This is a genomic window from Gordonia hankookensis (genome assembly GCF_014673215.1).
In the GTDB taxonomy this organism is placed as follows: domain Bacteria; phylum Actinomycetota; class Actinomycetes; order Mycobacteriales; family Mycobacteriaceae; genus Gordonia; species Gordonia hankookensis.
Genome location: NZ_JACWMS010000002.1, coordinates 1,446,030 through 1,472,397 on the forward strand (window position 1 = coordinate 1,446,030; position 26,368 = coordinate 1,472,397).

General features: G+C 66.7%; 23 protein-coding genes. 10 read left to right on the plus strand and 13 right to left on the minus strand.

The features are described from left to right. Nucleotides 1–46 precede the first annotated feature (46 nt). Nucleotides 47–1,645 carry an acyl--CoA ligase family protein gene (locus IDF66_RS13805; RefSeq protein ID WP_190267263.1) on the plus strand — a complete coding sequence of 533 codons (1,599 nt, stop codon included), beginning with the start codon at nt 47–49 and terminating at the stop codon, nt 1,643–1,645. 62 nt (nt 1,646–1,707) lie between these two features. Beyond that, nucleotides 1,708–2,304 (plus strand): TetR/AcrR family transcriptional regulator, encoded by a 597-nt coding sequence (locus IDF66_RS13810; protein ID WP_190267264.1) that lies wholly within the window; start codon nt 1,708–1,710, stop codon nt 2,302–2,304. Nucleotides 2,305–2,307: 3 nt separating this feature from the next. Here the strand turns inward: IDF66_RS13810 and IDF66_RS23970 are convergent, their stop codons facing one another. Next, nucleotides 2,308–2,436, minus strand: coding sequence for a hypothetical protein (locus IDF66_RS23970; RefSeq protein ID WP_263282338.1), 129 nt, complete (start codon nt 2,434–2,436; stop codon nt 2,308–2,310). A 115-nt stretch (nt 2,437–2,551) separates the two neighbouring features. On the opposite strand from IDF66_RS23970, the gene IDF66_RS13815 reads away from it, so the two are divergent. Next, the gene (locus IDF66_RS13815; protein WP_190267265.1) at nt 2,552–3,370 is read left to right on the plus strand and encodes an alpha/beta hydrolase family esterase; all 819 of its coding nucleotides are present in this window, start codon (nt 2,552–2,554) and stop codon (nt 3,368–3,370) included. 6 nt (nt 3,371–3,376) lie between these two features. Here the strand turns inward: IDF66_RS13815 and IDF66_RS13820 are convergent, their stop codons facing one another. The 12 genes from IDF66_RS13820 to IDF66_RS13875 form a co-directional block, all read right to left on the minus strand. After that, nucleotides 3,377–4,219, minus strand: a complete 843-nt coding sequence (locus IDF66_RS13820; protein ID WP_190267266.1) for a DNA-3-methyladenine glycosylase family protein — start codon at nt 4,217–4,219, stop codon at nt 3,377–3,379. Nucleotides 4,220–4,281: 62 nt separating this feature from the next. Next, on the minus strand, nt 4,282–5,820 hold the full coding sequence (locus tag IDF66_RS13825) for an HNH endonuclease signature motif containing protein (protein ID WP_190267267.1): 1,539 nt from the start codon (nt 5,818–5,820) through the stop codon (nt 4,282–4,284). 230 nt (nt 5,821–6,050) lie between these two features. After that, complete coding sequence (locus IDF66_RS13830; RefSeq protein ID WP_190267268.1) at nt 6,051–6,779, minus strand: mycothiol-dependent nitroreductase Rv2466c family protein; 729 nt, start codon at nt 6,777–6,779, stop codon at nt 6,051–6,053. A 100-nt stretch (nt 6,780–6,879) separates the two neighbouring features. Next, nucleotides 6,880–7,824 (minus strand): amidohydrolase family protein, encoded by a 945-nt coding sequence (locus tag IDF66_RS13835; protein ID WP_317628695.1) that lies wholly within the window; start codon nt 7,822–7,824, stop codon nt 6,880–6,882. Next, nucleotides 7,814–9,799, minus strand: a complete 1,986-nt coding sequence (locus IDF66_RS13840; protein WP_190267270.1) for an acetoacetate--CoA ligase — start codon at nt 9,797–9,799, stop codon at nt 7,814–7,816. Before IDF66_RS13840 ends, IDF66_RS13835 begins: the two co-directional genes overlap by 11 nt. Nucleotides 9,800–9,854: 55 nt before the next feature. Next, on the minus strand, nt 9,855–10,778 hold the full coding sequence (locus IDF66_RS13845; RefSeq protein WP_190267271.1) for a VOC family protein: 924 nt from the start codon (nt 10,776–10,778) through the stop codon (nt 9,855–9,857). Then, a complete protein-coding gene (locus tag IDF66_RS13850) occupies nt 10,775–11,659 on the minus strand; it encodes a fumarylacetoacetate hydrolase family protein (protein WP_190267272.1) in 885 nt (294 codons plus the stop codon). Before IDF66_RS13850 ends, IDF66_RS13845 begins: the two co-directional genes overlap by 4 nt. A gap of 28 nt (nt 11,660–11,687) precedes the next feature. Then, the gene (locus IDF66_RS13855) at nt 11,688–12,908 is read right to left on the minus strand and encodes an acyl-CoA dehydrogenase family protein (protein ID WP_190267273.1); all 1,221 of its coding nucleotides are present in this window, start codon (nt 12,906–12,908) and stop codon (nt 11,688–11,690) included. Nucleotides 12,909–12,953: 45 nt separating this feature from the next. Then, nucleotides 12,954–13,472, minus strand: coding sequence for a flavin reductase family protein (locus tag IDF66_RS13860; protein WP_190267274.1), 519 nt, complete (start codon nt 13,470–13,472; stop codon nt 12,954–12,956). A gap of 147 nt (nt 13,473–13,619) precedes the next feature. Beyond that, nucleotides 13,620–14,420 (minus strand): FadR/GntR family transcriptional regulator, encoded by an 801-nt coding sequence (locus IDF66_RS13865; RefSeq protein WP_317628696.1) that lies wholly within the window; start codon nt 14,418–14,420, stop codon nt 13,620–13,622. 44 nt (nt 14,421–14,464) lie between these two features. Beyond that, nucleotides 14,465–17,725, minus strand: coding sequence for a BTAD domain-containing putative transcriptional regulator (locus tag IDF66_RS13870; RefSeq protein ID WP_190267275.1), 3,261 nt, complete (start codon nt 17,723–17,725; stop codon nt 14,465–14,467). 101 nt (nt 17,726–17,826) lie between these two features. Beyond that, nucleotides 17,827–19,527, minus strand: coding sequence for an aldehyde dehydrogenase family protein (locus IDF66_RS13875; RefSeq protein ID WP_190267276.1), 1,701 nt, complete (start codon nt 19,525–19,527; stop codon nt 17,827–17,829). Nucleotides 19,528–19,711: 184 nt separating this feature from the next. Between IDF66_RS13875 and IDF66_RS13880 the strand changes: the two genes are divergently transcribed. From IDF66_RS13880 to IDF66_RS13910, 7 genes are all read left to right on the plus strand, one after another. Beyond that, a complete protein-coding gene (locus IDF66_RS13880; RefSeq protein WP_190267277.1) occupies nt 19,712–20,050 on the plus strand; it encodes a hypothetical protein in 339 nt (112 codons plus the stop codon). Nucleotides 20,051–20,053: 3 nt separating this feature from the next. Continuing rightward, entirely contained in the window at nt 20,054–20,620 is a 567-nt protein-coding gene (locus IDF66_RS13885; RefSeq protein WP_190267278.1) for a hypothetical protein, read from the plus strand. Next, nucleotides 20,604–21,404 (plus strand): hypothetical protein, encoded by an 801-nt coding sequence (locus IDF66_RS13890; RefSeq protein ID WP_190267279.1) that lies wholly within the window; start codon nt 20,604–20,606, stop codon nt 21,402–21,404. Before IDF66_RS13885 ends, IDF66_RS13890 begins: the two co-directional genes overlap by 17 nt. A 109-nt stretch (nt 21,405–21,513) precedes the next feature. Further along, nucleotides 21,514–23,124 carry an aldehyde dehydrogenase (NADP(+)) gene (locus IDF66_RS13895; RefSeq protein ID WP_190267280.1) on the plus strand — a complete coding sequence of 537 codons (1,611 nt, stop codon included), beginning with the start codon at nt 21,514–21,516 and terminating at the stop codon, nt 23,122–23,124. Between the two features lie 38 nt (nt 23,125–23,162). Then, entirely contained in the window at nt 23,163–24,098 is a 936-nt protein-coding gene (locus tag IDF66_RS13900; protein WP_190267281.1) for a 5-dehydro-4-deoxyglucarate dehydratase, read from the plus strand. Then, nucleotides 24,098–25,360: a glucarate dehydratase family protein gene (locus IDF66_RS13905; RefSeq protein ID WP_190267282.1), complete on the plus strand. Its 1,263-nt coding sequence runs from the start codon at nt 24,098–24,100 to the stop codon at nt 25,358–25,360. Before IDF66_RS13900 ends, IDF66_RS13905 begins: the two co-directional genes overlap by 1 nt. Nucleotides 25,361–25,471: 111 nt before the next feature. After that, nucleotides 25,472–26,365: a LysR substrate-binding domain-containing protein gene (locus IDF66_RS13910; RefSeq protein ID WP_190267283.1), complete on the plus strand. Its 894-nt coding sequence runs from the start codon at nt 25,472–25,474 to the stop codon at nt 26,363–26,365. Nucleotides 26,366–26,368 lie beyond the last annotated feature (3 nt).

Genomic DNA, 26,368 nt, shown 5'->3' on the forward strand with positions numbered 1-26,368 from the left:
ACACTCGGAACCACGTACCGGCGACCACTGAAGAGGAGACCCCGGGATGTCAGACAGCGATAGGCCCACACCCCCGACACCCGCGGACTTCACCTTCGACACGCTGCGCCCGGTCGCGTTCCTCGAGCGCGCTGCCGCAGTTTTCGCCGACCGCACCGCGATCGTCGACGGAGACCTGGCCTTCACCTATGCCGAGCTCCATCGCCGAGTGGGCCGTTTGACGGCAGTGCTCGACGGCCTGGGCATTCGGCCGGGTGACCGGGTGGCCGCGTTGTGCAGCAACAGTCACGAGATGCTGGAGCTGCACAATGCGGTCCCTGGGATCGGTGCGGTGTTGGTGCCGTTGAACATCCGGCTCTCCGAAGCGGAACTGAGCTACATCGTCGAGCACAGCGGGGCGAGCCTGCTGGTGGCGACGGTCGAGTTCGCGGAGGCGGCGCGTGCGGTCGGCGCCACAGCGGGTATCCGGGTCCTGGTGTCGGGGGATGCCGATGATGAGTACCGAACGCTCCTCGACGGCGCGCCGGAACCGGTGTGGCGCAACGTGGACGAACGTGGGCTGCTGGCGATCAACTACACGTCGGGTACCACCGGGCGTCCCAAGGGCGTGATGTATCACCACCGCGGCGCCTATCTGCAGTCACTCGCGATGGCCTATCACACCGGCATCGGGCCCGCATCCAACTACCTGTGGACACTGCCGATGTTCCATTGTGACGGTTGGTGTTTCCCGTGGGCCGTCACCGCTGCCGGCGCCACCCACGTGTGCCTGCGCGGAATCGACACCGCGCAGATCTGGCGTCATCTCACCGACGACGGCATCACGCATTTCAGTGCCGCGCCGACGGTGTTGACCATGATCGCCGAGGACCCGGCCGCAGCCCCTCTCGATCACATCGTGGAGGCGACGACCGGTGGCGCCCCGCCCTCTCCGGCGCTCCTGGCGCGCATGTCCGACCTCGGTATCGAGGTCACTCATCTCTACGGACTGACCGAGACCTTCGGGCCGATCGCCGTGAACCAGTGGCAACCCGAATGGAACGCCGGTAGCCCTGAGGAGCGCGCAAACCTGAAGGCGCGACAAGGGATCGGCAACATCGCTGCCGGTGTGGTGCGGGTGGTGACACCTGAGGGAGACGACGTCCCGGCGGACGGCAGCACCGAGGGAGAACTCGTGGCGCGGGGCAACAACGTGATGCTCGGCTACTACCGCGATCCCGAGGCCACCGCAGCGGCCACAGTGAACGGCTGGCTGCGTACCGGCGACGTCGCGGTCGTGCACCCCGACGGGTACGCCGAGATCCGTGACCGCAGCAAGGACGTCATCATCTCCGGTGGAGAGAACATCGCGTCAGTCGAGGTCGAGCGGGTTCTCGACAGTCATCCTGACGTCGTCGAGTCGGCCGTGGTGGGGCGCCCCGACGAGCGCTGGGGTGAAGTGCCGATCGCTTACGTGACCATCCGCGACGGTGGTGACGTGGATGTGGACGAGCTCGTCGAGTTCGCTCGGGAACGGCTCGCGCGGTTCAAGGTTCCGAAGGAGATCGTGTTCGCGCAATTGCCCAAGACGTCGACGGGAAAGATCCAGAAAACGGTGTTGCGATCGCGGTATGAGGGCCACATAGGACAGACCGGCGACACATAAGTGGACATCTGTCAATTAATTGACCATTGCAATGGATGTGCCTCCCATCTACTGTCACTTCCATGCCGAGACAGGTCCCGATCGATGCCGGCGTCGATCGCCGTGTTCGTCGATCACGCGCCGCGCTGTTCGCCGCAGCGGTGAGGTTGGTGTCCGAACGTGGCACGACCTCGGTCTCGCTCACCGAGCTCGCCGAAGCCGCCGACCTCAGCCGTCAAGCCGTGTATTCGCATTTCTGCGACCGGGATTCGGTGATCGTGGCAGCCGGCATCGATCTGATCGAGCGCGAACTGTTTCCTGCGCTGGCCGAGTGTGACGACGGAGCGTGGGGCCAGATGACGCTCCTGGCCACGCGGCACTTGGCGCACCACCGCCCCTACTACCGCGCGTTGGGTACCGGCCCTTGCGCGTATCCGGCGAAGCAGGCCGTACTCGCGTCGGTCGCTTCGTTGCACAATCAGGTTGGTGGACAGGCAGTTCGGGGATTCGAGGGCGACGACGCGGTCACGTTCGTCGTCGGTGGATGCTTCGATCTCTTCACTCGATGGCTGGTCGACAGTGAGGATCCTCTCGACCCAGATGCAATGGCCGATCGTCTTCTCACACTGGCCGGGCAGCTGTTCAGCAGGGACCTCGCCGAATCGATCAGGCGCCCATGACGATCACAGGAGGATGACGTTGTCCGGATACACGCGGGTGAGAGCGACATGCGTACTCATCGCGACCGTGGTGGCGATGGTGACCACCTGTTCCACCGTTTCCGCCAGCCCTGCCGGCCGACCGGGCGACACGACGTCTCCGGTGCCGTCGGCCGGGTGTCGGACTGCTGCGGCTCCACCCGGGACGACGTTGCATGCGTTCTCCGCCGCCGGCCGATCCGGCGACTACCTGCAAGAAGTTCCCCGAGTGGCGCCCCGCACCCCGATGCCGGTGGTTTTCGACGTCCACGGCTACCTGCAACCCGGTGCCCTGCAGAGCGCGTGGAGCGGGATGGCGGCGTACGGCGCCCGGCGCGGGTTCGTGGTGATCACACCGGAAACCCATGTGCTGCCTCCAAAATGGGAGTACGGCAAGGGTGGCGTCGACATCCGGTTCCTGTCGAGCCTCCTCACGCACATCGAGAACACACTGTGTGTGGACAAGCGGCGTGTGTACATGACCGGATTGTCGATGGGCGCGTTCACCGCGTCATCGGTGGCGTGCCAGCTCGCCGATCGATTTGCCGCGGTGGCACCGGTCTCGGGCCTTCAGGACTTCGCGTGGTGCCGTCCGTCCAGGCACGTTCCGGTGGTGGCATTCCATGGGACCGGTGACGAGATCGTCTCCTACTCCGGCGGGGTCGGCTCTCGCGGCAAGCTCCTGCCATCGACCGACGGATCGGCGAGAACCATCGGGCAGCAAAGTCGTGACGCGCAACCGCGACTGATGCCCAGCACAGAAAGCATTCCCGCCCAGACCGCTGCCTGGGCCCGGCGGAACGGGTGTGCCGCGCGGCCGGCCGTTCGGAAAGTCGCTCAGGATGTTTCGCGAACGGTCTACCCGTGCGCACCCGACAGCTCTGTCGAGCTGTACACGATTCTCGGCGGCGGCCACAACTGGCCGGGTGGTGACCCTGCGCTTGCCGCCACCCCGATCACCGGCCGGATCACATCATCGATCAGCGCCACAGCGATCATCTGGGACTTCTTCCGAAGGCACCCCATGACCGGGCCGATGCGCACCTGAGCACGGTCACTCGGTCCGTAGTTCTGCGAGCGCGCGCAGGTGCACCGATGCCCATGTCCGAAACGGTCGCCACAGCTCGGATACCTCGTCGAGCGAACGGTCGGGGCCATACAGCCGCTCGACCTCGCCGGCCAGCCGCCGCTCGTGAGTAGGGGCAGCATCGGGTGCATTGGCGCCGCGCAGGACGATCAGCTCGGCAGCGAACGGTCCGATACCGGTGATCGATCGGATCGAATCCATCGCACCCTCCGGCGTCATCGAACGAAGGCGTCCGGTATCGAGCCGGCCATCGAGTGCCGCGTCCGCCACTGCGTGGAGGTACTCGGCCTTGCGGCCGGGTAGGTCGAGGTCGAGACCGGCCAGACGTTCGGGTGCGGGAAAGGCTCCGCCGTCCCCGTGATCGGCGATGACGCGTCGTCGGAGGTGCGCCGCCTGTTCGACGCGAATGCGTTGCGACAGCACCGCCCAGGCCGCGGCTTCGTAGGCCGAGTGGAATCCGCACGGCCGCAGACCGGGCAATGCCTGCTGCGCACGGCCGATCACCTCATCCCGCTCGCCGACGCCGGGCCATTGCCGAGCATCGACGTCGAGCGCGAGGAACCGTGCGGCCTGCTCGGCGGCTGCCTCGAGATCGCCGTCTCCATCGAGGGAAAGCTCTGCGACCTTGTCACGCTGTGTCACGGTGACACGGGCGGTCGACCAATCGGCATCGACACGGAACACGGTGGACAGCGTTCCGTGTCTCTGCTCTGCGGTGAGGGCGGCCGGCGTGAAGCCCTCCCAGAACTCACGGCTGGTATCCAGCGACCACGGTCCGAGAACCTCGCGTCGCACAGTGTGTGTGCCCATGGCGATCCGATCTGTCGAGTGCCGATGCTTCGACGGTACGTCGAATGTCGGTATGTGGGCGGTCAGTACGTCGGCTCCGGTCCGGCATTGTTGCGTCTGCGGTTCCGGGAGCGCTCGGCCCGTCGTCGGGCATGTTTGTTCGCAGCCCGGGTGCCGGTGCGCGCGGGGCGGTGTTCGTGTGGCGGCGATGGCGGTGGGGCCTTGGCCGGAGGGGATTCGTAGCGGATTCGGCGCAGGCCGGGGAACAGGTCTTCATTTGTTTCGGCCTCACCGGGGATGACCAGACCTTCCGGGGTGATGAATTCGGTGACCAGTCGCCCGTGCTGGTCGCGGTACTGATCATCGACCCAGTCTCCGAAGGTCTTGAGCAGATGCCCCGGCCGGCACTTGGCGTTCAGGTTCACCGATGTCGTCTGACCGCCGTCTGCGGGATCGGTGTGGTTGTACTCGGCGACATGGTCGAGATCGCAGTCGAATGCCGATGTGCCGCAGCCGGGCTCGACACAATAACCATCGCGGAGACGCGTGTGGGTGTCCAGCGCGTTCGACGGTCGATACGGATCGGCCGGTTGGTGCGCGGGCAGGGTGAATTCGCCGTCGGCAGTCGGGACCGTGCCGGGCGGAACCAGGAACGAGACCGTCGTGTCGGGGCGGGCCGCGATGTCACGCACATGGTCGTCGGAGATGATGCCGTGGCCGTCCAGAAGGCCTGAGTTGTGGGCAGTGCCGGCAAGTGTGGATTCGTCGCACACCACGTGTAGGACGATCCTCGTGTCGACCGGTGGAAGAGTCCCCGGTTCAGGGATCTGTGCGGTGCAGTCGTCACGCCCGCACTGGCACTCGAAAGTCGCCCCCGAGAGCAATGCGAACATGGCATCGGACATGCGCTGAGGCTTTGTCCGGCCGTCGTGCTCGCACGCCGCATCGGCCAGCGCGGTGACCGCGGCAACCGCGATGCGCACGTTCTCGGCAGCCATGACCCCGGTGATCTCGGCGACACCGTCGCCCCGAGACTCGGTCCACACCCCTCGGGCGTCGAGAGCCTCTTTGCGGCGTTCACGCACGCTGTTGGGGTCGTGGCGGAAGATGATCCGATCGACCATGTCGCGCAACCGCTTCCTCGACCAGGTCCCCGTGCGGTGTCGCAGCAGGTCTGCGACCGAGGCGTCGACGACGGGCGCGAAGGACTGGTCGTCGAGCAGGTCGGTTCGTGAGATGATCAGCTTCGCCTGCCAAGGTGCGATCAGCCCGTCACGCAGACATTCGAACACCTGCGGCAGCCTGTCCCGCAAGGCGACTGCTTCATTCAGCAGGACCTCGGCGTGGTGACGGGTCATGTTGCGGAGCTTAGCGATTCGGGATGCGCAGTCGGCGAAACCATCCACGATGAAGCCGTCGGAGCTCTCGCGTGCCGCGACAAGACGGTCGAACATCACTGCAACCGAGGAATATTCGCAGTAGGCGAGGTAGGAACGACCATGATCGAGATCGATCAACCCGAGCAGCAGGTCGTTGATCGGGTCCTCGTCCGGATATGACGGATCGATGCCACCGACGAACGCTGCAGGCAGATCCTGCCACGACACCGACGATGAGGACACGACGAGCCTTTCAGAGTTGCGGACACGACCACAGGACCCTCGTCGTCATCAACCCTGGTGCCGCGAATCAACCGCTGCGCCGAACTTCACTCATCGTCTTCGATCCTGCTGACACCAATGTACGACGAGGTACCGACAAGTTTCGATCACTCGCGCCATGGGAGACCACAGAAAGGTTGTGACGATGACTGCCGTACTCAACCGACGTAGTCGTTCACCGGCGGCACCGCTCACTTTTTCGTGCGACGGCTCCCGCCATGCCAGTCCTCTTGCACGCCCACCTCGGCATCCGCCACGCCGAACGCCGTGAGCTGAGGCTTCTCGCGCAGGCTGCGTTTCAGTTCGGCGAAACCGGGGAAGCGGGCGAGGCCGATCACATGGTCCCAGAGCACCACGGCATCATCGTCGCTCGGCAATCGGCTGATGACCGGCCCGAAGAACGCGACTCCCTCCGGTGGCTCGAACTGGATGATCGGGGTCCCCACGTCCCGTCCGGTCAGTGCCAGGGCTTCATCGGTCTCGGCCTGGATCTCGGCATCGAACGACGCATCATCGAGGGCCGCGACATGGTGGTCGGGCAGACCGAGTTCCGCGAGCGCAGGGCCGAGGAAGTCCGCCGTGCCGCGCAGATCGCCACCGTCCACGGTGTATGTACCGGTGTGGGTGTCGAAGATGCGGGTGCCGCAGGCCGCATAGAGCCGATCCACCGCCTCGCGACCGTGTTCACGCCGAATGCTTGCGGCGGCTCGCAGCAGGCGGAGCCCGGCCGTGTGACCGGCCTCGTACTCCGGCGGGAAGTGCGCGTCGTAATCGATATGGGCGTTGAGCAGCCGGAGCGAGATGAACCGCCAGTCGACGGTGTAGTCGCGCTGCGCGCGCACCTTGCGGACCCACTTGCTGGTCATCCAGGCGAACGGGCACACCGGATCGAAGTAGAAGTTGATGTCGGCATCGGCCATCGAGGTCATCTCTTTCGGTTGCGGTCGTGCCGTCCACCGTAACGCTCATCACCGCGCAGCCTGGGGCGAGTCCCGGGTGGCGGCATGGTGACGTCGGGCATCAGGTGTTGCGCCCGAAGAGAGCGGCGGAGTTCTCGGCGACCTGCACACGCCACGGACCCCGCTCGTCCGGCCAGCCGTCGTCCAACTGCTTGGCCAGCAGGTCCACCGCGAAGGCCGGGGTGAAGCAGAAGTCGCTGCCGTAGAGCAGGTGGCCGGTACCGAACCGACGGCTGAATGCGCCGAGTTGATCCGGTACCGGGGCGCCGGCGAGATCGAACCACAGTTGTTCCCAACCGAGATCGCCGTCGACGTCGGAGGGCACCAGCCCCGCCAGGCGGAACAGGTCGACGCGACTGAGCACCATCGGCAACACCGCCCCGCAATGCGGGACGATGAATCGGATCTCGGGATGACGTCTCAACACACCGGCGGCCGCGAGATGGACGATCGTGCGCGTGGTGTCGAAGAGATACTCGAGCAACGGTGCGGGATAGCCGGTCAGGGTCGGATCGAAACCGGGCGGTGCGGTCGGGTGGACGAACACGACCGCCCTCTGCGCTGCCAGCTCGTGCCACAACGGTTCGAGGGCCGGATCGCCCAGGTACACACCGTGCGCGTTGGACTCGATACCCACGCCCGATCGGCCGGGGAGGTCTCGGGTCCGCCGGGCCTCGTTGATCGCGCGGCCGACGTCCGGCAGCGGCAGCGCGGCAAAGTACTCGAAACGGCCCGGATGCTCGCGATGAAGGCCACGCATGAAGTCGTTGACCTCGACCGCCAGCGAGCCTGCTGCGGTGTCATCGCCGAAATGCACACCGGGCGAGGAGATCGACAGCACCGATCGGTCGATGCCGACCTGGTCCATCATCGCGAGATGCTCCTGCACAGACCATGTCGGCCACCCAGGCATCGCGTCGGGTGTGGTGTGTCCGGCGGCCTTCGCGGCATCGACATACCAGTCCGGCAGGACGTGGGCGTGGACGTCGACGAGTTCACCGCTCACCGGAAACCCCTGTCCGGTCTGCGTATTTCGCGAAGTAGCGCAGTGCATCCGGGTCGTCGACGGTGTCGACGCCGGTCACCTGGACCAGCGGTCGTCCCTGGATCAGGCGTTTCACCGGTACCTCCAACTTCTTGCCGGTGCGGGTGTGCGGGATGGCAGGCACTTCGATGATGTCATCGGGGACGTGGCGTGGCGATGCCTTCGAACGAATCGCCTCAGCGATGCGCCCGCGGAGATCGTCGTCGAGGACGGCACCGTCGGCCATCACCACGAACAGCGGCATCCAGTAACCCGTGTCGTCGAGTTCGGCACCCACGACGAGAGACTCGCCGATCTCGGGGAAGGCCTCGACGACGTCGTAGATGTCGGCGCTGCCGAGCCGGACGCCCTGCCGATTCAGGGTGGCATCGGACCGGCCGGAGATCACGAGGCTGCCGCGGCCGGTGATCGTCACCCAGTCGCCGTGCCGCCAGATTCCGGGATAGACGTCGAAATACGCGTCCCGATAGCGGCTTCCGTCCGGATCGTTCCAGAACGCGACCGGCATCGACGGCATCGGAGTGGCGATCACCAGCTCGCCGACCTCGTCGACGATCGGCCGACCGTCGGTGTTCCACGCCTGCAGGTCGACACCGAGCAGGGGTGCCGAGATCTCCCCCGGCCAGACCGGTGTGGTGGGTGCGCTGCCGGCGAATCCACTGACCACGTCGGTGCCACCGCTCGTCGATGCCACCTGAACGTGGGCTCCGAGCTCGTCGTGGACCCAGTGGTGGCTCTGCGCAGGCAGCGGTGCGCCGGTGCAGCCGATGACGCGCAAGGCGGACAGATCGACGGCGGTGGCGGGATGGAGTCCTGCCTTGGCACTTCCGGCCAGGTAACCCGGGCTGACGCCGAGGACCGAGACACGGTGATCGGCGGCGATCTCCCACAACCGCTGTGGTCCAGGATGACTCGGACTGCCGTCGTACAGGACGACGGTGGCGCCGACGAGCAGGCCGGATGCCACCATGTTCCACATCATCCAGTTGGTGGTGGTGTACCAGAAGAAGCGCTCACCGTGGCGGAGATCGTTGTGGAGCCCGAGCAGCTTGAGGTGGTCGATCACGACGCCGCCGTGCGAGTGGACGATGCCTTTCGGGACACCCGTCGTGCCGGACGAAAAGAGGACCCACAGTGGATCGTTGAACTCGACGCGGACGAACTCCGGTTCGGTGGGGTTAGAGACGACGTCGTCCCAGTCGGCCACGCCCGGGCCGTCGGAGGCGTCGGGCCATGAGCCGAGGATCGGCACCCGTAGGACCGCCCGAAGTGTCGCCACCGAGGCGCGTAACTGCTCCACCTCGGCCCGCCGATCATGCGCCTTGCCGTTCCAGCGGTAGCCATCCGCCGCGATCAGGACGGTCGGCTCGAGTTGCCCGAGCCGGGCCGCGGCACCCGCAGCGCCGTAGTCCTGCCCGCACCCCGACCAGATCGCACCGATCCCGGCGGTCGCCAACAACGCGACGAGGGGATGAACGGAATTCGGCAGATAGCCGACGACCCGGTCGCCCCGACCGACGCCCTGAGCCCGTAGCCACCGCTGCAGCGATCCGACCATGCCGCGCAACTCATCCCAGGTGACCTCCGACGTGGTGCCGGTCTCGTCCTCGGCGATGATGGCCGTCTCGGGGCCGTCTTCGGTACCATGGGGTCGCAACGCGTGTTCGGCGTAGTTGATCCGCGCACCGGGAAACCATCGGGCCCCTGGCATCGTCGAATCCGGTAGTGCCACATCCGGGACGTCGTCGGCCAGCACGTCGAAGAAGTCCATGACCGCCGACCAGAATTCTCCGACCTGCTGGGTCGAGAAGGTCCACAGGTCGTGGTAGGTCGGGTGGTCGACGCCGGTCTGTGCGGAGACGTATTCGGCGAACCCGGCGATCTGGGTACCGACGGTGTCCGAGGGCTGCCAGATCGGCGTGGGGTCGGAGGTCATGGGGCTCCTCGTTGTGTGCGGGAAGTGGTTTCGATACGCGCCGGGTGTCTCGAGATCAGACGGCGCTGTGCACGCCCGACATCAGCGCACCCAGGTCGTCGGGCGCGAGGAATGACGGTGGCGGTGGCGGGCCCCAGCTGAACAGGCCTTTGGCCCCTTCGAAGACCTCGGGCGTCCACAGTTGGTCGTCGACGATGGAGTCCATGTCGGAGTAGTACTCGCTGAAGTTGCCCGCCGGATCCTTCAGGTACCAGAAGAAGTTCGAGCCGGCGTGATGACGGCCCAGGCCCCAGACGTGACGATCGGGGTCGGCCTCGAGCATGCGCGCCGCGCCGCGACCGATGTCGTCGACGTCGTCGAGCTGCCACGAGGTGTGGTGCAGAAAGCTGACCGGTGCCTGCTGTACCAGCACGTTGTGGTGGTCGGTCGAGCACCGGAGGAAGGCGGCCAGGCCCTTGACCTCGTCGCTGACCTTGAATCCGAGACCGTGAGTGAAGAAGCGTTGTGTGACAGCGTGATCGGTACTTCCGATGACGGCGTGACCGAGCTTGCGGGGCCTGACCGGGTTCTCCCGGAGGATGCCGGGCGCCCGGCACGTCTTGCGTTCGAGGCGGCCTGGTCCGTTGTAGGGCGTCGGTTCCACATGGGTCTGGGTGATCCGGGTCTGGACGTCGACGACGGCCCGCAGGCCGGTGGCCTGTTCGGTCGCCGAGATACTGGTGGCGGTCCGGTCGAACGAGATGCCCAGGCCGTTCAGGTTGTGTGCGATCTGGTCGATGTCGTCGGGACTGTCGGCGCCTACGGTGAGTCCGATCAGCCGGCGCGAGGGCGCATCGAGGATTCGGAGTTGGCGCCCGCCGTCGACGGTCGACAGCCAGCCGTCGGATTCTTCCGTCAGGCCGAAATCAGTGTAATAGGAGCGGGTTTCCGCGACATTCGGAACACCCATGGTGACCGACGCGAGACGATGCAGGCTCATGATGACGCTCCCTGGGAGGTTGCCGAGACGAAGGTCTGGTGGAGTTCACCGATGCCGGAGATCCAGCTGTCGAGACGTTCGCCCGGCGCGAGGAAACGCTTCGGATCGCGTCCGGCGCCGACGCCGGACGGTGTGCCGGTGAAGATCACGTCGCCTGGATAGAGGGTGACGTTGCGCGACAATGTCGCGATCAATTGGGAGACCGAGAAGATCAGCTCACGGGTGCGGCCCTTCTGCATGCCCTCGCCGTCGATGGTGCAGCCGAGTTCGAGATCGTCGCGATCGGGGAGTTCGTCCGGCGTGACCAGCCACGGCCCCTGGGGCGAGAAGCCGGGGAAGGATTTGCCGAGACCGAACTGCGGTGCCGGACCACGGGTCTGGGTGATCCGTTCACTGATGTCCTGACCGACGGTCAACCCGGCGACGTGATCCCACGCAACGGCCTCGGCGATGTCGGTGGCCTCGCGACCGATGATCGCGACGAGTTCCACCTCCCAGTCGACCGCGCCGTTCTCGGGGATGACGACGGTGGTGTCGGGGCCGGAGAAGCTGGACACGTACTTGGTGAACACCGGCGGCAGGTGTGTCGGCGACTCGAAGCCGGATTCGGCGGCATGCTCGTCGTAGTTCAGGCCGACGGCGAACACCTGACGTGGGCGGGGTGACGGCGCGCCGAGGCGGGCGCGGTCGATGGGCGAGCCGGCTGCGGACGAGGCATCGAATGCGGCTGCCCAGTCGGCGACTTCGGACCATCGGTCATAGACGGCGGCAGGATCGTGCTCGAACCGTCCGTCCGAGGCGGTGGCGATGTCGATACCTTGTTCGGCGCCGGAATCCCCGGTCACCAGGACCGCACGACCGTCGTGGTTGGCGATACGCATGAATGAGTTCTCCTTCTGTGGTGTCGGGTCAGACCATCGGGGTGATCGGCTCTTCGACCCCGAGGAGGGCCTTGCCATAGACCTCGTAGCTGACGGCAGGCGAGACGATGGCATGTCGGGCACCGGTGGCCGAGTCACGCCAGATCCGTTGCAGTGGACTGACTTCTGCGAAGGAGCCGGCACCGTGTGCGGAGAGCAGGATATCGATGGCGCGGGTGATGCACTCGGCGACATAACCGGTGTCGGACCGGACCCGCGCCCGCGCCAGGTAGTCGGGGTACTCGCCGGCAGCGGCCGCGGCGTCGATGTCGTCGGCGGCGCGATAGGCGTGCAGGTGGGCGGTGTCGATCAGTCGGGCCGCCTCGGCGATCTGCAGCTGGAAGGCGGTCGAGTCCTTCTGTGCGGTGAAGAAGGTGTAGGAGATGGGCTTTTTCGGCGCCTTCTCGATGACGAAGTCGAGTGCTGCCCGCCCCATTCCGAGCTGCGGTCCGACCAGGACAAGGGCGAGCACCGGTACGAGCGCGGAGCGGTAGAGCACTTCGTCGGTGTGCTCGGTCGGATAATCGCCGACAAGGGCCGGCGGCACACTCATCACGCGATGGTCGGGCACGAAGATGTCGTCGGCGATCAGGCAGTTGCTGCCGGACGAGCGCATCCCGGCGACGAACCAGGTCTCCTCGAACCCCAGGTCTTCGCGGGGGATCAGGGCGGTTCCCTGGTCGACCACGTTCCCGTCGGCGTCGGTGATCGGGATACCCATCGCGGCCCAGGTGGCGTGCCACGATCCCGAGTTGTAGTACCACTTGCCGGTGACCCGATAGCCGCCCTCGACCTTGCGGGTCTCGGCGGTGGGAGCCAGCACCCCCGACACCTTGGCGTCGGGATCGGCGCCGAACACCTCGTCCTGCGCCCTCTCCGGCATGAGACCCACCAGCCAGTTGCAGACGTTGGTGAGGGTGACGACCCATGATGTGCCGCCGTCGGCCTCGGCGACGGCCGCCGACACGTCCATCATGGTGCGCATCGACGTCTCGTATCCGCCGTACCGCTTGGGGACAGAGATCCGGAACAGGCCGGCGTCGGTGAGCGCCTGGATGCTCTCCTCGACGACGCGGCGGTCCTGTTCGCCCTGCGCGGCGTTACGTGCCAGCAGCGGCTTCAACGCGTGTGCGCGAGCGACGAGCTCGGCGGCGGTCGGAGCCTGCGACGTGGCCGGGTTCTCGGTGGGTGCGGGGGCCGTGGTGGTCATACTCGTCTCCTGGTGTGGTGAGCGGAACGGAAGGACATGGATGAATCAGCTTGCGCAGGCGGTGATCTGGTCGATGATGGGTGGTCGGTTACGGGTGGCGAACTGCGAGTGGGTGCCAAAGGTGCGGTGTCCGTAGACAAGTGGTGGCCGGTGCGTGGAAGCCGCGTCGGTGACTGCACCGATGAGCAGCAGGTGATCGCCTGCCTCGACGGTCTGGAACAGCTCACAGGCCGCCCAACCGGCAACGTCGTCGAGGCGGGGCAGTCCACGGGTCTGGGTCCACGGCGCGACGGCGAAGCGATCCGCGGCGCGGGAGGCGAAGGTCATCGCGACGTCGTCCTGGCCCGAGTTGAGGATGTTCACGCCGAACCGTCCGGTGTCGAGGATGCGGGCCAGCAGACTCGACCGATGGTCGAGCGCGATGGACAGGAGCGCTGGGCGCAGGGAGAGCGAGGCCAACGAGCTGACGGTGGCGCCGTGCGGGCCGTCGGTGTCTGCGGTCGTGACGATGGTGACCGGTGCGCACACCCCGGCCATCAGATCGCGGAACTGTTGATCGAGCATCGCCCGCACCTCCAAATAAACATGATTAATTACCTGGATCACAGCGTGCGGGTGACACGGGTCACTTGTCAAGAGAATTCATCAAATTCATCATGCTTAATTTCGGCGAAGCGCCGAACACGCGTATTTCCCCAGTTCAGCCGGGTGTCAGGAGGCCGATGCGACTGATTCGGGGCGCAGGATCATCGTCGGATCGGTGCGACGCAGGGCGGCAACGGCCGCATCGGCGTCTCGCGAGGTGAGCGCGACGACCAGATCCTCGACGGCCCGGGCCAGCCCGTCGAGGTAGACCGGGACCCGTTCGCGGGCGGTGTCCAGGCGCGCCTGGAGGTGCGAGGTACCGACGTCCATGATGCTGAGGTAGAGGCTGTTCAGGAGCTGGCTGCTGCCGATGCCTGCGAAGTATTCGTGCACGTTCCAGGCAGCCCAGACGAATCCCGACAGATCGCCGGAGTCGTGCGTGCGGCGGACGTCGGCCAACCGTTCGTCGAGGGCCTGCAGATCGGTGTCGGTCAGTGCTGCCAGCGCCTCGGCGACGAGCAGGGGTGCCAGCGCGTCTCGGATCTGGATCGACTCGGGTAGCGACGAACTGTTCGCCGCGGCGGCCCGGAACCAGCCGTTCATCCGCGAGAGTGGCGAGGGGTCGGCCGCGAAGATGCCGCCGCCCGGGCCCGGTCGTGAGGTGATGACGCCGCGTTCCTGGGCGAGCTTGATCGCTTCGTTGACCGTGCCGACCGAGACCTCGCAGATGGTGCGGATGTCGTCTTTGCTGCCGATCCGCTCGCCGGTGGGAACCCTGGCGGCCAGTCGGGCGATCTGATCGGCGGCCAGTTCGGCACGCGACAACCCGATCGTGACGGTCCCCGGCAGGCTGATGCGGCGCTGCCACATCTCCGGCGCGTAGGCCGGGATGTCGGGTGGCCCCTGGTCGGGGAGGTCGGCGGGCACGTGTCGATGGTAACGCGAATCCATCATGATCAATCGTCAGCGCATCACAGCTGCGCCAGTCCGTGACGGACCTTCTCCTCGACGTCAGCCGTCAGTTGCCGATGTCGCTCGGCCGCCTCGTGGTCGCCCATCGTCTCTGCCAACTCGGCAAGTACCACGTCGATGATGCCGAAAACCACACTGCCGGAGTCAAGTCCGGCGATCGCGCCCGACCATTCGCTCAGTTCGTCGTACAGCCGGGCGGCCTGCTCTGCCAAACCGAGGCGCGCCAGGGCGCGTGCGTGGAACACCGCGATGGCCGACCAGTAGTAGTCGCGGACCACCGGGATGTCCAGCTCGGCGATCCGGCGGGCCTCGTCCTCGCGCCCGGCGTCGAGCAGGGCCACGACGTAGACCCACGCGATCGACTCCGGAGCCGATTCGTACAGCAGGCGCGCACCATCGACGAGGTGTCCGATCGATCCGCGATGCCAGCCGAGGCAGAGCTGTGAGATCAAGGTGAACTCGTTGGCGGCCGGGAGCCCGGCTGCCGCCAATTGCATGCCGATCGCCTGATAGGTCTGGTCCGCCTGGTCGAGGTCGCCGCGCAGCACGTCGAGCACCGCGCGGAAGGTGGCGAGCACGACCACCAGCTCGCCGACCTTGCTGCTCGTCGCCGACTGCATCGCCAGCTGCATCTCGGCAGCCGCGCCGGGTAGATCGGTCTCGCCCGAGCGTACGAGCGACCGGAAGAAGTGGGCGACCGCCTGATAGTCGAGGCTGCCGGATTCTGCTGCTGCGGTGACGAAGTCGGCCGCGATCCGCGGGTGGTCATCGCGTTGGTCGGGGCCCATCGCGGTGTAGACGCGGGCGTTGAGGGCGGCGCACGTGAGGTCGATGTCGCCGACCTCGTGTGCGAGTTCGACCGCCTCGCGCGCGCATTCGACTGCGAATTGCTGCTCGTTTCCTTCGAATTCGAAGACCGCTGTCACCAGGAGACGCACCCGGTCGGCGCCCGATGTGCCGGGCAGCGCCTCGCGCACCGCGGTACTCATCACGTCGTCGAGGAGCCGGTTGGGGCGGGTCGTCCAGATGGTCGGCGTCCGCCAGCAGGTCAGGGCCGACAGCACGAGATCGTCGTCGCCCACCGAGCGTGCCGACAACAATGCCTGTTCCCGACGACTCCGGGCCTCGCTCACCTCGCCACGGTGTGCCAGCGCGGTCACCAGATCGCAGAGTGCGTGGACGAGGGCGGTCCGGTCCCCGGTGTCCGCGGTCGACCTGTCGTGCCCGGCCATCACGTGCAGATCCACTGCCGACCGCCAGAGCGGTGCGGTGTCGGCCTGCAGCGCAAATCCCTGCCGCGCTGCGCTTTCGACGATGTCGAGGGCCTCGGCTGCCGTTCCCGACGATGCGCCGAGGGCCGCGTGGTGGGCGAGCTCGTCGATCGGCACCTCGCGGCAGTCGCGGAGACACTCGAAGGCACGCCAATGCAACCGGCGTCGTCGTAGCGCGGGAATGCTGTCGTAGACGGCGTCGCGGGTCAGCACGTGATTGAACCGCACCCGGTCGACCGAGGCGACCAGCAGATCGGCCACGACCGCGGTGTCGATTGCATCGAGCACGGCGTCTTCACCGCCCGCGTCGTCGGGGTGCATCGCGACGATGGTGTCGATGTCGGCGTCACGGCCGCAGATCGCGACGAGCCGCAGCACCGCGACGGTGTCGGCGGGCAGCCGTTCGACCCGGCGCAGCAACACCTCCCGCACTCCACTCGGAACGGCTGTCCGTGCGTCTCGCGGGCCGCGTGACGCGACCAGTTTGGCCAGCTCCCGCGCGAACAGCGGGTTGCCGTCGGTGCGCTGATGCAGCATGGTCAGGGTCGTCTCGTCGACCGGGTCCAGGCCCACCGACGCCGCCAATCCACGTATCCCGTCCTCCGACAGTCCGGCGAGCGTCAGGTGATCGGCAGTGACCGAGGTCAATGACGCAGCGGTGGCGAGCAGTTCGGTCGCCGCCTCCGATGGTCGATACGTGGCGACCACCAGCACCGGCTGGTCCGCCATCCATGTCACCACTTGCCGAAGCACCTGCAAGGTCGCGCTGTCGGCGCGATGCACGTCGTCGAGGACCACCACCACGCCTGCGCCCTCGGAGGGCGCCGCCTCGCACGCGGCCCGGACCTGCCGGGCGATCAGGAACGGGTCCTCGATCTCGTTGTCGCCGCCGAGGTCGTCGACCACATCGCGCCACGCCCACGCGGTCGGTGCCCCGTCGACCTCGGGACAATGTCCGATCGCCGATGCCCAGCCCGCGTCGCGAAGCCGGCCGATGAGCAACTGCGTCAGCGTTGACTTGCCGCCACCGGCCTCCGCGGTGATCCAGACGACCCGCAGCCCGGTGCGCAGCGCCGTCTCCGCGTGCGTGGTGAGCTTCTCCAATTCGGCGTCGCGGCCCGCGAAGTCGGGTCGGGGCCGGCTGTCGGGAGCGACGACAGACAGGGGCGTCGTGGTGGCGGGTCGAGTGTCGCCAGGCCGAGACGCGAGCTGCAGTGCCGGATCCTGCTGCAGGATCGCGGCTTCGAGTTCCCGAACGGCGGGAGACGGGTCGACGCCGAGTTCGTCGGCCAGATAGTCGCGCACCGAACGCAGGGTCTGCAGCGCATCGGCCTGGCGCCCGAGGCGGTATTGGGCCAGTGCGAGGAGTCGGAACAGTTCTTCGCGCGTCGAGTGGTGTTCACACAATCCCGGCAGACGCGTGACCACCTCCGCGGGCCGATCCAGGTCCAAGGCCGCCCTTGCGTGCTGTTCCTGGGCGGTGAGATAGAGCTCGTCGAGTCGTGCAACGGCCGGCCGTGCCCAGTCCTCGACGGCGTGTGATCCGAACGGTTCGCCCTGCCAGAGTGCGATCGCGTCGCCGAGCCGGGCGTACCGGGTGGCCGGCTCGGTGTCGTCGGCCTCCAGGAGGTCGGCGAAACGCCAGAGATCCACCGACTCCCGTGGCATCCGCAGTGCGTAGCCGGGTGGCTCGCTCACCAGGATCCGTGCGGCCGATCGCGGCGGACGGTTCGGTTCGAGGATGCGCCGCAGATTGGAGATGTGTACTTGCAGGCCGCCGAGGGCCTTCGGGGGTGGTTCGCCGTTCCAGAGGTCGTCGATCAGGCGATCCGTCGAGACGACGTGGCCGTCCGCGGCGACCAGCCGCGCGAGCACGGCGCGCTCGCGACGGGACTTGATCTCGGCGGGCCGTCCGCCGATCTCGACGCGCGCAGTCCCCGACATCGTCACCGATACAGCCGGTTCTGCAGCCTCGACGCGTGTCGACATCGCGCTCGCGCTCCTCGCCCAAGATGCAATCACTTCGTTGTGGTGAGGGTAGCGCCGCGCTGCGGCTCACGGGCAGTTTGCGTGTCGATCGAACGAACGTCTCAGGGCATCAGGATCGCCTTGAACACACCCGGTATCCGGCCCCAACCCGGATGGCCTGCGTAGTGCGTGAGTGCCTTCGATGCCGAGGTGTTGGCCTTGGAGGTGACGAACCAGGGCATCGGCGGTGCCGTCGATGCCTCCCCGCCCAGCCACGAACGTGGGAACGGGCGGAACGGTCCGTTCACCACCACGCGTTCGGGGTCGGCGATCAGCCGGGTGTTGTGGACGACCCCGATGCCACTGCCCACATCGTCGATCGTGTTGCCCGGATAGGCGCCCCAGGGCATGACCGGGGCGAGGTAACCGGTGGCCGACCAGCAGTTGATCCCGATGGTGCCGTAACGCAGTTCGGCGATGGCTTCGGTGAAGGCACCACCCATCTCCTTCCGATCATGCGGGGCGACGATGAGGCCGGCACCGAGTGTGCCCACGAGCCGGTCATTGGCGAACCGCACCGCATTGCGAAGGAAATCGACTCCGATACCGGGAATGGTTGTGTGTCCCAGCACAGGTGAGAAGTACTCGGTCCGGTAGAGCTCGTCGGACGTCGAGTCGCCCACCTCGATCAGCATCCGGCCGCCGTGACGTTCTGCGTGAGGGTAGGCGTGCTGGGCCCGGGCCATGTTGCGGTCACTGCCCGGATACCAGTTCTCTCGCGGAGGCAGGCTGTCGAAGACCTTCCGGATCGCGTCGAGGAACTGCGCGCGTTGCGGCCAGGACGAACTCATGATCATGGCCTGACCGGCGATGCAGTTGTGACCGCTGTTCTGCAGCTTCTGTGTCGCGACGTTCTCGGCCTGGTAGGCGAGATCGGCGTCGGACCACTTTCCCGGTACGACGATGATGGGCGAGACGCCGCCGAGTTCGCTGGTGATCGGTTTCGACATCAGCGGCGCGTGGGTGGCGCGCCGGCGTTCGCCCTCGGTGCCGCGGCCCCAGACGATGGCGTCGTGGGTGGACGCGCTGCCGGTGATGTGGACGTGCCCGACGTCCGGATGGCCGGTGATGTACTCACCGACATCGCCCTCGCCGTTGATGATTCGCAGCAGGTCTCGTCGGATCAACGGGGCAAACGCCTTTTCGTACACCGGCAGCATCTCGGCAAACGTCGGATTCAGCTTCAGCACGCTGACCCGGTTGTGGGCGACCAGTTCGTACAGGGCATCGAGGGGACCGATGAGGGTGGCATTGCCCGCGCCCAGGACCAGGCCGACGCCGCCGCTCTCGGTGGGTCGCCGTGCGCCCAGCCCCGCCGTCGCGCGCACCTCGTCGATCCCGACACCCGGCGGCATCCAGATGGCACCGGAGAAACCGTTGAGCAGCAACGCTTCCTGCACGCCATGTGGTAGCACCTCGAGAGTGATGCGGCCGCCGGGCGCCTGCCCGACCGGAATCCCGTCGACCGGGTTGCCGCCCCTGGCCAGAGTCGTGAGGGTCTGCGCGGTCGCGGTGAGGGTGGCCATGGTGATGTAGGGCCCGGCGAGCCACTCTTCGCCCCGTACCGATGGTGGGGTCTGTTTGATCCGGATCGCCGTGTCGGCCCACGCGGCCGCGGTGTCGCGCACGGCGTCGCGGGTCCGGAGCAGGAGCGCTGCGCGCTCATGGAGTGAGATCGACGCCCACGCGTTCGCCCCGCGTCTGAGCTCGTCGATCAGGCGGTCGAGCCCGGTGTGATCCACGGGCTGCGAAGTGGCGGTCATACTCGGTAATTGTGACACCGCATGATGTGAACGGGGAGTAGTTTTCGCATCATTCGCGCAAGAGGGTCGGGGTCTCCGGACGTTTTGCCACCAGCCGATCTGTCATGGCGGCGATCGTCGTGGCCACTGCGAATTCGCGTAGTCGACTACGCATGTGCACAGCCGGTTCCGGGCGGAGTCTGGAATGAACCGGCGGCCGCCGGGTATCCAGGAAGGCGTCACCATGTCCACCAAGAAGCAGACATCCGAACTCACCGCTATCGAACTCGCGGCGATCGACCTCTCGATCACGGTTCTACAGAAGGCCGGTCACACCCTGGGCGGACCGACCGAGTCGTCGAGTAACCCGCACGAGATGATGGCCGAGGCAGTCGCCGACGCACACCATCCGTTTGTCGAACTGACCGAACGGGATCGTGAGATCATCGCGCAGATCAAGGATCTCGCCGGCCAACTCAGCTCGCGTACGTCGCTTGCCGATCTGGTGGAGGCCAGGGCGCGAGTGGTCACCGCAGGCCAGTAGGTCATGAGCTACTTCGCCGTCACGGTGTGCGCGATCGTTCTCGGCGCGTGGTGGGTCGTGAGTGCGATCCATCAGATCGATTCGGGACGGTGGACCAGGCGGATTCGGCGTCGTATCCCGCTCGGGCTCCTGCCGGGGTGGACATTCTTCGCGCCCAACCCGGCCCGATCCGACTCGCGGCTGATCTGGCGCGAATACGTCGATGGCGCGCACGGAGGCTGGCTGCCGTGGAAGGAACTCCACTTCGGTTTCGCGCCACCCCATCGCCGGTGGTTGTGGAACCCGGAACTCGTTCTGAACAAAGCCATCAGCGACCTCGCGAACAACCTGCCGTCCGGAGATGAGGAGACCGCCTCGAGAACGACTCTGATAAGCGCGTCCTACGTTGTGCTGCTGAGCGCGGTGGTTCGACAAGTCGAGAACCCCGAGACGGTCGCGATCCAGTTCGCGCTGGTCACCACATCATGGGATGGCGCGGACAGGCACAACGCTGTGTCATTCCTGGGCGAGGAACACGACCTCGGGGCGCAGTCCCGACTGCGAAGCGCTGATCGTGTTCACCCATCCTGAGTTGCTCGTCTCGAGGCTCATCTTTGTCGGCTTGGTGATCGAGTCCTTTCAGATCATCCACCTCAGAAGAGCATTCGGGTCACAGGGGATCTTCTGCAGGACGCACCTCCAGCTGCTCACCGCAGGCGTCGCGTGGCATCAACGGGTCGGTGCGACAGTCGGCGGATCGGCAGCCGTGACAACGGCGGCCATTCTGCAGTTGGGCGCAGCAACTGCGGTGATCGCCATCGGTACCGGAACGGAATCGGGAATCGCCGCGGCGCTGGTCTGCCTCGTCACTGCCGGGTACATCCGTATGCGCCGCCAGATCGGTGGCAGCGGCGCCGAGCAGTTGACGTTCATCGCGCTGGTGACCTTCGCCATCGTGTTGGTGGCCGGTGGCGGGGAGACAGCGCGTGTCATGGGAGATGTGTTCATCGGCGCGCAGATCGTGCTCGCCTATGTTGTCGCGGGTGCGGCCAAGGCCTGCTCCCCGACCTGGCGACGAGGCGGCGCGATGTCCGGGATTCTGTCGACCGAATGCTACGGGCTCCCACATCTGAACAGCATCCTGCGCGCCCATCCCGGTCTGGACAAAGTCCTCGGGTGGACCGTGATCGTCTGGGAACTGGGGTTTCTCGCGATTCTGTTCGCGCCGCCGCCGGTGGCTGTCGGGATTCTGATCAGCGGGGCCGCTTTTCACGTCGGATGCGCCTTCGTGATGGGTCTCAACCGGTTCACCTGGGCATTCTGCGGTTGTTATCCGGCAGTGTTCGTGATGGTGACGACGTTGCACAGCATGTGACCGTCCGATCTCCGCCCCAACTGCGTCGATACCCGATTCGCATCGATGCTGTGGACATTTGACTTGGACATGTATAGATGCACGGTCTTACGGTCGGAGCATGGATGCAATGACCACTGCAGAGCGGACCGAGTCGGCGGCCGTGCAGTCCCTGACCGGACAGATGATCATCGCGGGTGAGCACGTCACCGGCACCGGCGGCGCGGTGTACGCCATCAACCCCGCCAGCGACGAACGACTCCAGCCGGCCTATGCGCATGGCACTGCGGACGACGTCGCCCGGGCGAGCGCGGCCGCCGTCGAGGCGTTCGCGATCTATCGCAACACGTCCTCGCTTGATCGTGCGAACTTCCTGACGGCCATCGCCGACAACCTCGATGCCGACAAGGACGCCCTGGTCGAGCGAGCCACCGCCGAATCCGGGCTGCCGGTTGCCCGGGTCACCGGTGAGGTCGGCCGTACCAGTGGACAGCTCCGGATGTTCGCCGACGTCCTTCGCGAGGGCAGCTGGCAGGGCGCGCGGATCGATCCGGCGCAGCCCGACCGCACACCGATGCCCCGCGCCGACATCCGCCAGCGCAAGATCGCACTCGGTCCCGTCGCCGTGTTCGGCGCCAGCAACTTCCCCCTCGCGTTCTCGGTCGCCGGCGGCGACACCGCATCCGCGCTCGCGGCCGGATGTCCGGTGATCGTCAAGGCCCACGACGCCCATCCCGGGACGTCGGAGCTCGTCGGTCGCGCCATCACCGCGGCGATCGTCACCACCGGCATGCCCGCAGGCACCTTCTCGCTGCTGTACGGCACCGGTCGGGAGCTCGGCATCGCACTGGTCACCGATCCCGATGTCAAGGCGGTCGGCTTCACCGGTTCTCGTTCCGGCGGAACGGCACTCGTGCGCGCGGCCGCCTCGCGGCCCGAGCCGATCCCGGTCTATGCCGAGATGAGCTCGATCAATCCCGTCTACCCGCTTCGCGGAGCGCTCCGCAACCGGGGCGCCGACCTCGGCCGCGCATTCGTCGGTTCGCTGACCATGGGCTCCGGTCAGTTCTGCACCAACCCGGGTCTGGTGATCGCTGTCGACGGTCCCGATCTCGACACGTTCGTCGATGCCGCGGCCGAGGCCGTCGCGGCGTCCACCCCGACGCCGATGCTGACCCCGAACATCGCCACCAGCTACGCCCGGGGCGTCGGTGAATTCGATGGCGTCGCAACGGAGGTGGCGCGCGGAACAGAGACATCGGCGCCCAACACCTGCCGCCCGGCGCTCTTCGGCACCGACGCCGACACCTTCCTCTCCTCGGAGACCCTTCAGCAGGAGATCTTCGGCGCATCGAGCCTCGTCGTGAAATGCCGTGACGAGCAACAGGTCCGCGACGTCACGGCGAAACTCGAGGGTCAGTTGACCGCCACCGTGCACGCCGACGCCATCGACCACGACGACGCAGGCGCTCTCCTGCAGCTGCTCGAACTGAAGGCCGGCCGAATTCTGTTCAACGGGTGGCCAACCGGTGTCGAGGTCGGTCATGCGATGGTGCACGGTGGGCCGTATCCGGCCACATCTGACAGCCGGACCACCTCGGTCGGCTCACTTGCCATCGAGCGATTCCTGCGGCCCGTCGCCTACCAGGACGTCCCGTCGTCGCTTCTCCCGTCGTCGATCGCCGACGGCAACCCTGAACAGCTCTGGCGCCGCATCGACGGTGAACTCACCCGCGACTGACCGGTCGCTCCCGCCCGTACCTTCCTCAAGGAGTCCCAATGCTCAACGGCGTCTTGTTCTTTCCCGTCACCCCCTTCGACAGCAACGGAGAGGTCGACTACCGGCGTCTCGCCGAGCACATCGACCGCGGCGTCGCGGCCGGGCCGGGTGGGGTCTTTGTCGCCTGCGGTACCGGCGAGTTCCACGCGCTCGGGCTCGATGAGTTCGGAAAGATCGTCCAGTGCGCTGTCGACGCCGTCGGCGGTCGGGTGCCCGTCTTCGCCGGGGCGGGTGGCTCCCTCGTCCAGGCCCGCGAGTTCGCCGCCAGCGCCAAAGCGCATGGTGCCGATGGCATTCTGCTGCTCCCGCCCTACCTGGTGACGATGCCCGCCGCGGGTCTGGTGGAGTATGCGCGTACGGTCGCGCAGACCACCGATCTTCCGCTGATCGTCTACAACCGCGGCAATGCGGTGTTCGACGAGGCGTCGGCCGTCGAGGTCGCGAAGCTGCCGACCGTGATCGGATTCAAGGACGGGACAGGCGATCTCGACAATGTTGCCCGCATCGTCATCGCGGTGAAGGATGCGTTGGCCGACTCGGGCAAGGAGTTCCTCTTCTTCAACGGACTCCCGACCGCGGAGATCACTCAGCAGGCCTACCGCGCCATCGGCGTCACCCTCTACTCGTCGGCGACCTTTGCCTTCGCCCCGGAGCTCGCGCTGGCCTTCTACAACTCGCTGGAGAACGACAACACCGAGTTGACCGATGCCCTGCTCCGCGACTTCTTCCACCCGCTCGTGCGGCTGCGGAACAAGGTGCCGGGTTACGCGGTCTCGCTGGTGAAGCACGGCGTCACGATGGAAGGACTCGACGCGGGGCCCGTGCGTGCGCCGCTGGTGCCGCTCACCCCCGAGCATCAGGTGGAGCTCGAACGGATCACCGCTGCCGGACGTGCGGTGCTGGCCGGCTCCCTCGCGGCGAACGCGACGGCCTGATGTCGTCCACCATCACCCGGGTCACCGTCACTCCGGTGGCCTTCGTCGACCCGCCGCTGCTCAACACCGTCGGCGTCCACCAGCCGTATGCGTTGCGCGCGATCATCCAGATCGAGACCGACGACGGTATGCGTGGGTTGGGGGAGACCTACGCCGACTCCGCTCACATCACCCGGATGGAAGCGGCGGCCGAGGCCATCATCGGCCTCGATGTATTCGCGCTCAACCGGATCCGCGCCGTCATCGATGAGCGGGTTTCGCAGCTGTCGGTGACCGGTGGCGATGGTGTCGCGGGCATGATCACGACAGCCAGTACCACCGACCGGGTGTTCTCACCCTTCGAGGTGGCCTGTCTCGATCTCCAGGGCAAGGTGCTCGGCCGGCCAGTGAGCGACCTGCTCGGTGGCGCCGTGCGCGACCGGGTCCCGTTCAGTGCCTACCTGTTCTACAAGTGGGCCGGCCATCCCGGCGCCGCGGAGGACTCGTGGGGTGAGGCCATCGATCCCGTAGGCCTGATCCGTCAGGCGCACCGGATGATCGACGAGTACGGCTTCACCGCGATCAAACTCAAAGGAGGCGTGTTCGCGCCCGACGAGGAGATCGCCGCCATCAAGGCCCTGCATGCCGAGTTTCCGGGCATCCCGCTGCGCCTGGATCCGAATGCTGCCTGGACGGTGGACACGTCGGTGCGCGTGGCCGCGGAACTCGACGGCATCGTCGAGTACCTCGAGGACCCGACCCCCGGGCTCGACGGCATGGCCGAGGTGGCCGCCGAGGCGAAGATGCCGCTGGCCACCAACATGTGCGTCGTCGCCTTCGATCACCTCAAGCCGGCCGTGCGGAAGAACTCCGTCTCGGTGGTGCTGTCGGATCACCACTACTGGGGCGGGCTCCAGCGGTCACGGCAGCTCGCGGCCATCTGCGACACCTTCGGGATGGGGTTGTCGATGCATTCGAACTCGCACCTGGGGATCAGCCTGGCCGCCATGGTGCACCTCGCTGCGGCGACACCCAACCTGACCTACGCCTGCGACACGCATTGGCCGTGGAAGAACGAAGACGTCGTCGAGCCCGGTGCATTGAGCTTTGTCGACGGTGCGGTGCCGGTGCCCACCGGGCCAGGGCTCGGCGTCGAGATCGACGAGGCGGCGCTGGATCGTCTGCACCAGCAGTACATCGACTGCGGCATCCGCGACCGCGACGACACCGGCTACATGCAGTCGATCGATCCGAGTTTCGCGAACACCTGCCCGCGCTGGTGAGTGGCGGCCGACATCGAACCGGGCGCTTTGCCAGAAAGGGTGGCTCTGGGTGCGCTAGCGTGATCCACTGAGCGCGGTAGATCGCCGTGCTGTGATGCCGAAAGTGGATCGATGTTCTCCTTGTCGCGCCTCTCGTGCTTCATCGCCGTCGCCGAGGAACTCCACTTCGGTCGGGCCGCCGAACGCCTCCACATGACCCAGCCGCCCCTGAGTCGCCAGATCCAGCAGCTCGAGCACGAACTCGGCGTGCAACTGATCGAGCGCAGCAGCCGGGCGGTGTCGCTCACCGCGGCCGGGACGGCGTTCCTGCCCGACGCACGGCGGATCGTCGCGCTGGCCGAGGGCGCCGCTCTCACGGTCCGCCGGGTTCCGGCCGGCGACCTGGGCACGGTCAACATCGGGTTCACCGGTGCCTCGGCTCGCGCAGTGCTACCCCGCTTGATGCAGCACGCGCGCGAGAAGTTGCCCGATGTCCGGTTGGTGCTCCGCGAGATGGTCACCGCGGCCCAGGTCGAGGCGCTCGCGGGCGGCGACCTCGATCTCGGGATCGTGCGACCGCCGATCTCGCGACCCGGCATCAACACCCGGCCGCTGCACCATGAACGCCTCGTGGCGGCGCTGCCGGCCGACCATGAACTGGCGGCGGTCGAGCACCTGGCGATCGAGGACTTCGACGGCCAGGCGGTGATCATGTACTCACCGACGGATGCGCGCTATTTCAACGAGCTGCTCATCAGCACCTTCACTGCCGTCGGGGCCTCGCCGCGCTATGTCCAGTACGTGACCCAGGTGCACACGATGCTGGTCCTGGTGCATTCCGGCCTCGGGATCTCACTGGTCCCGGAGTCGGCGATGACGATGCACCCGGACGGCGTGGTCTTCAAAGAGGTGACGGCGATCCGCGATCGCCCGGTGCAGATGAATGTCGCCTGGCGGGCCGACAATCCCAACCCGGCGTTGACGAGACTCATGAAAGACGTTCTGCCCGAACGCGAATGGATCTGACGG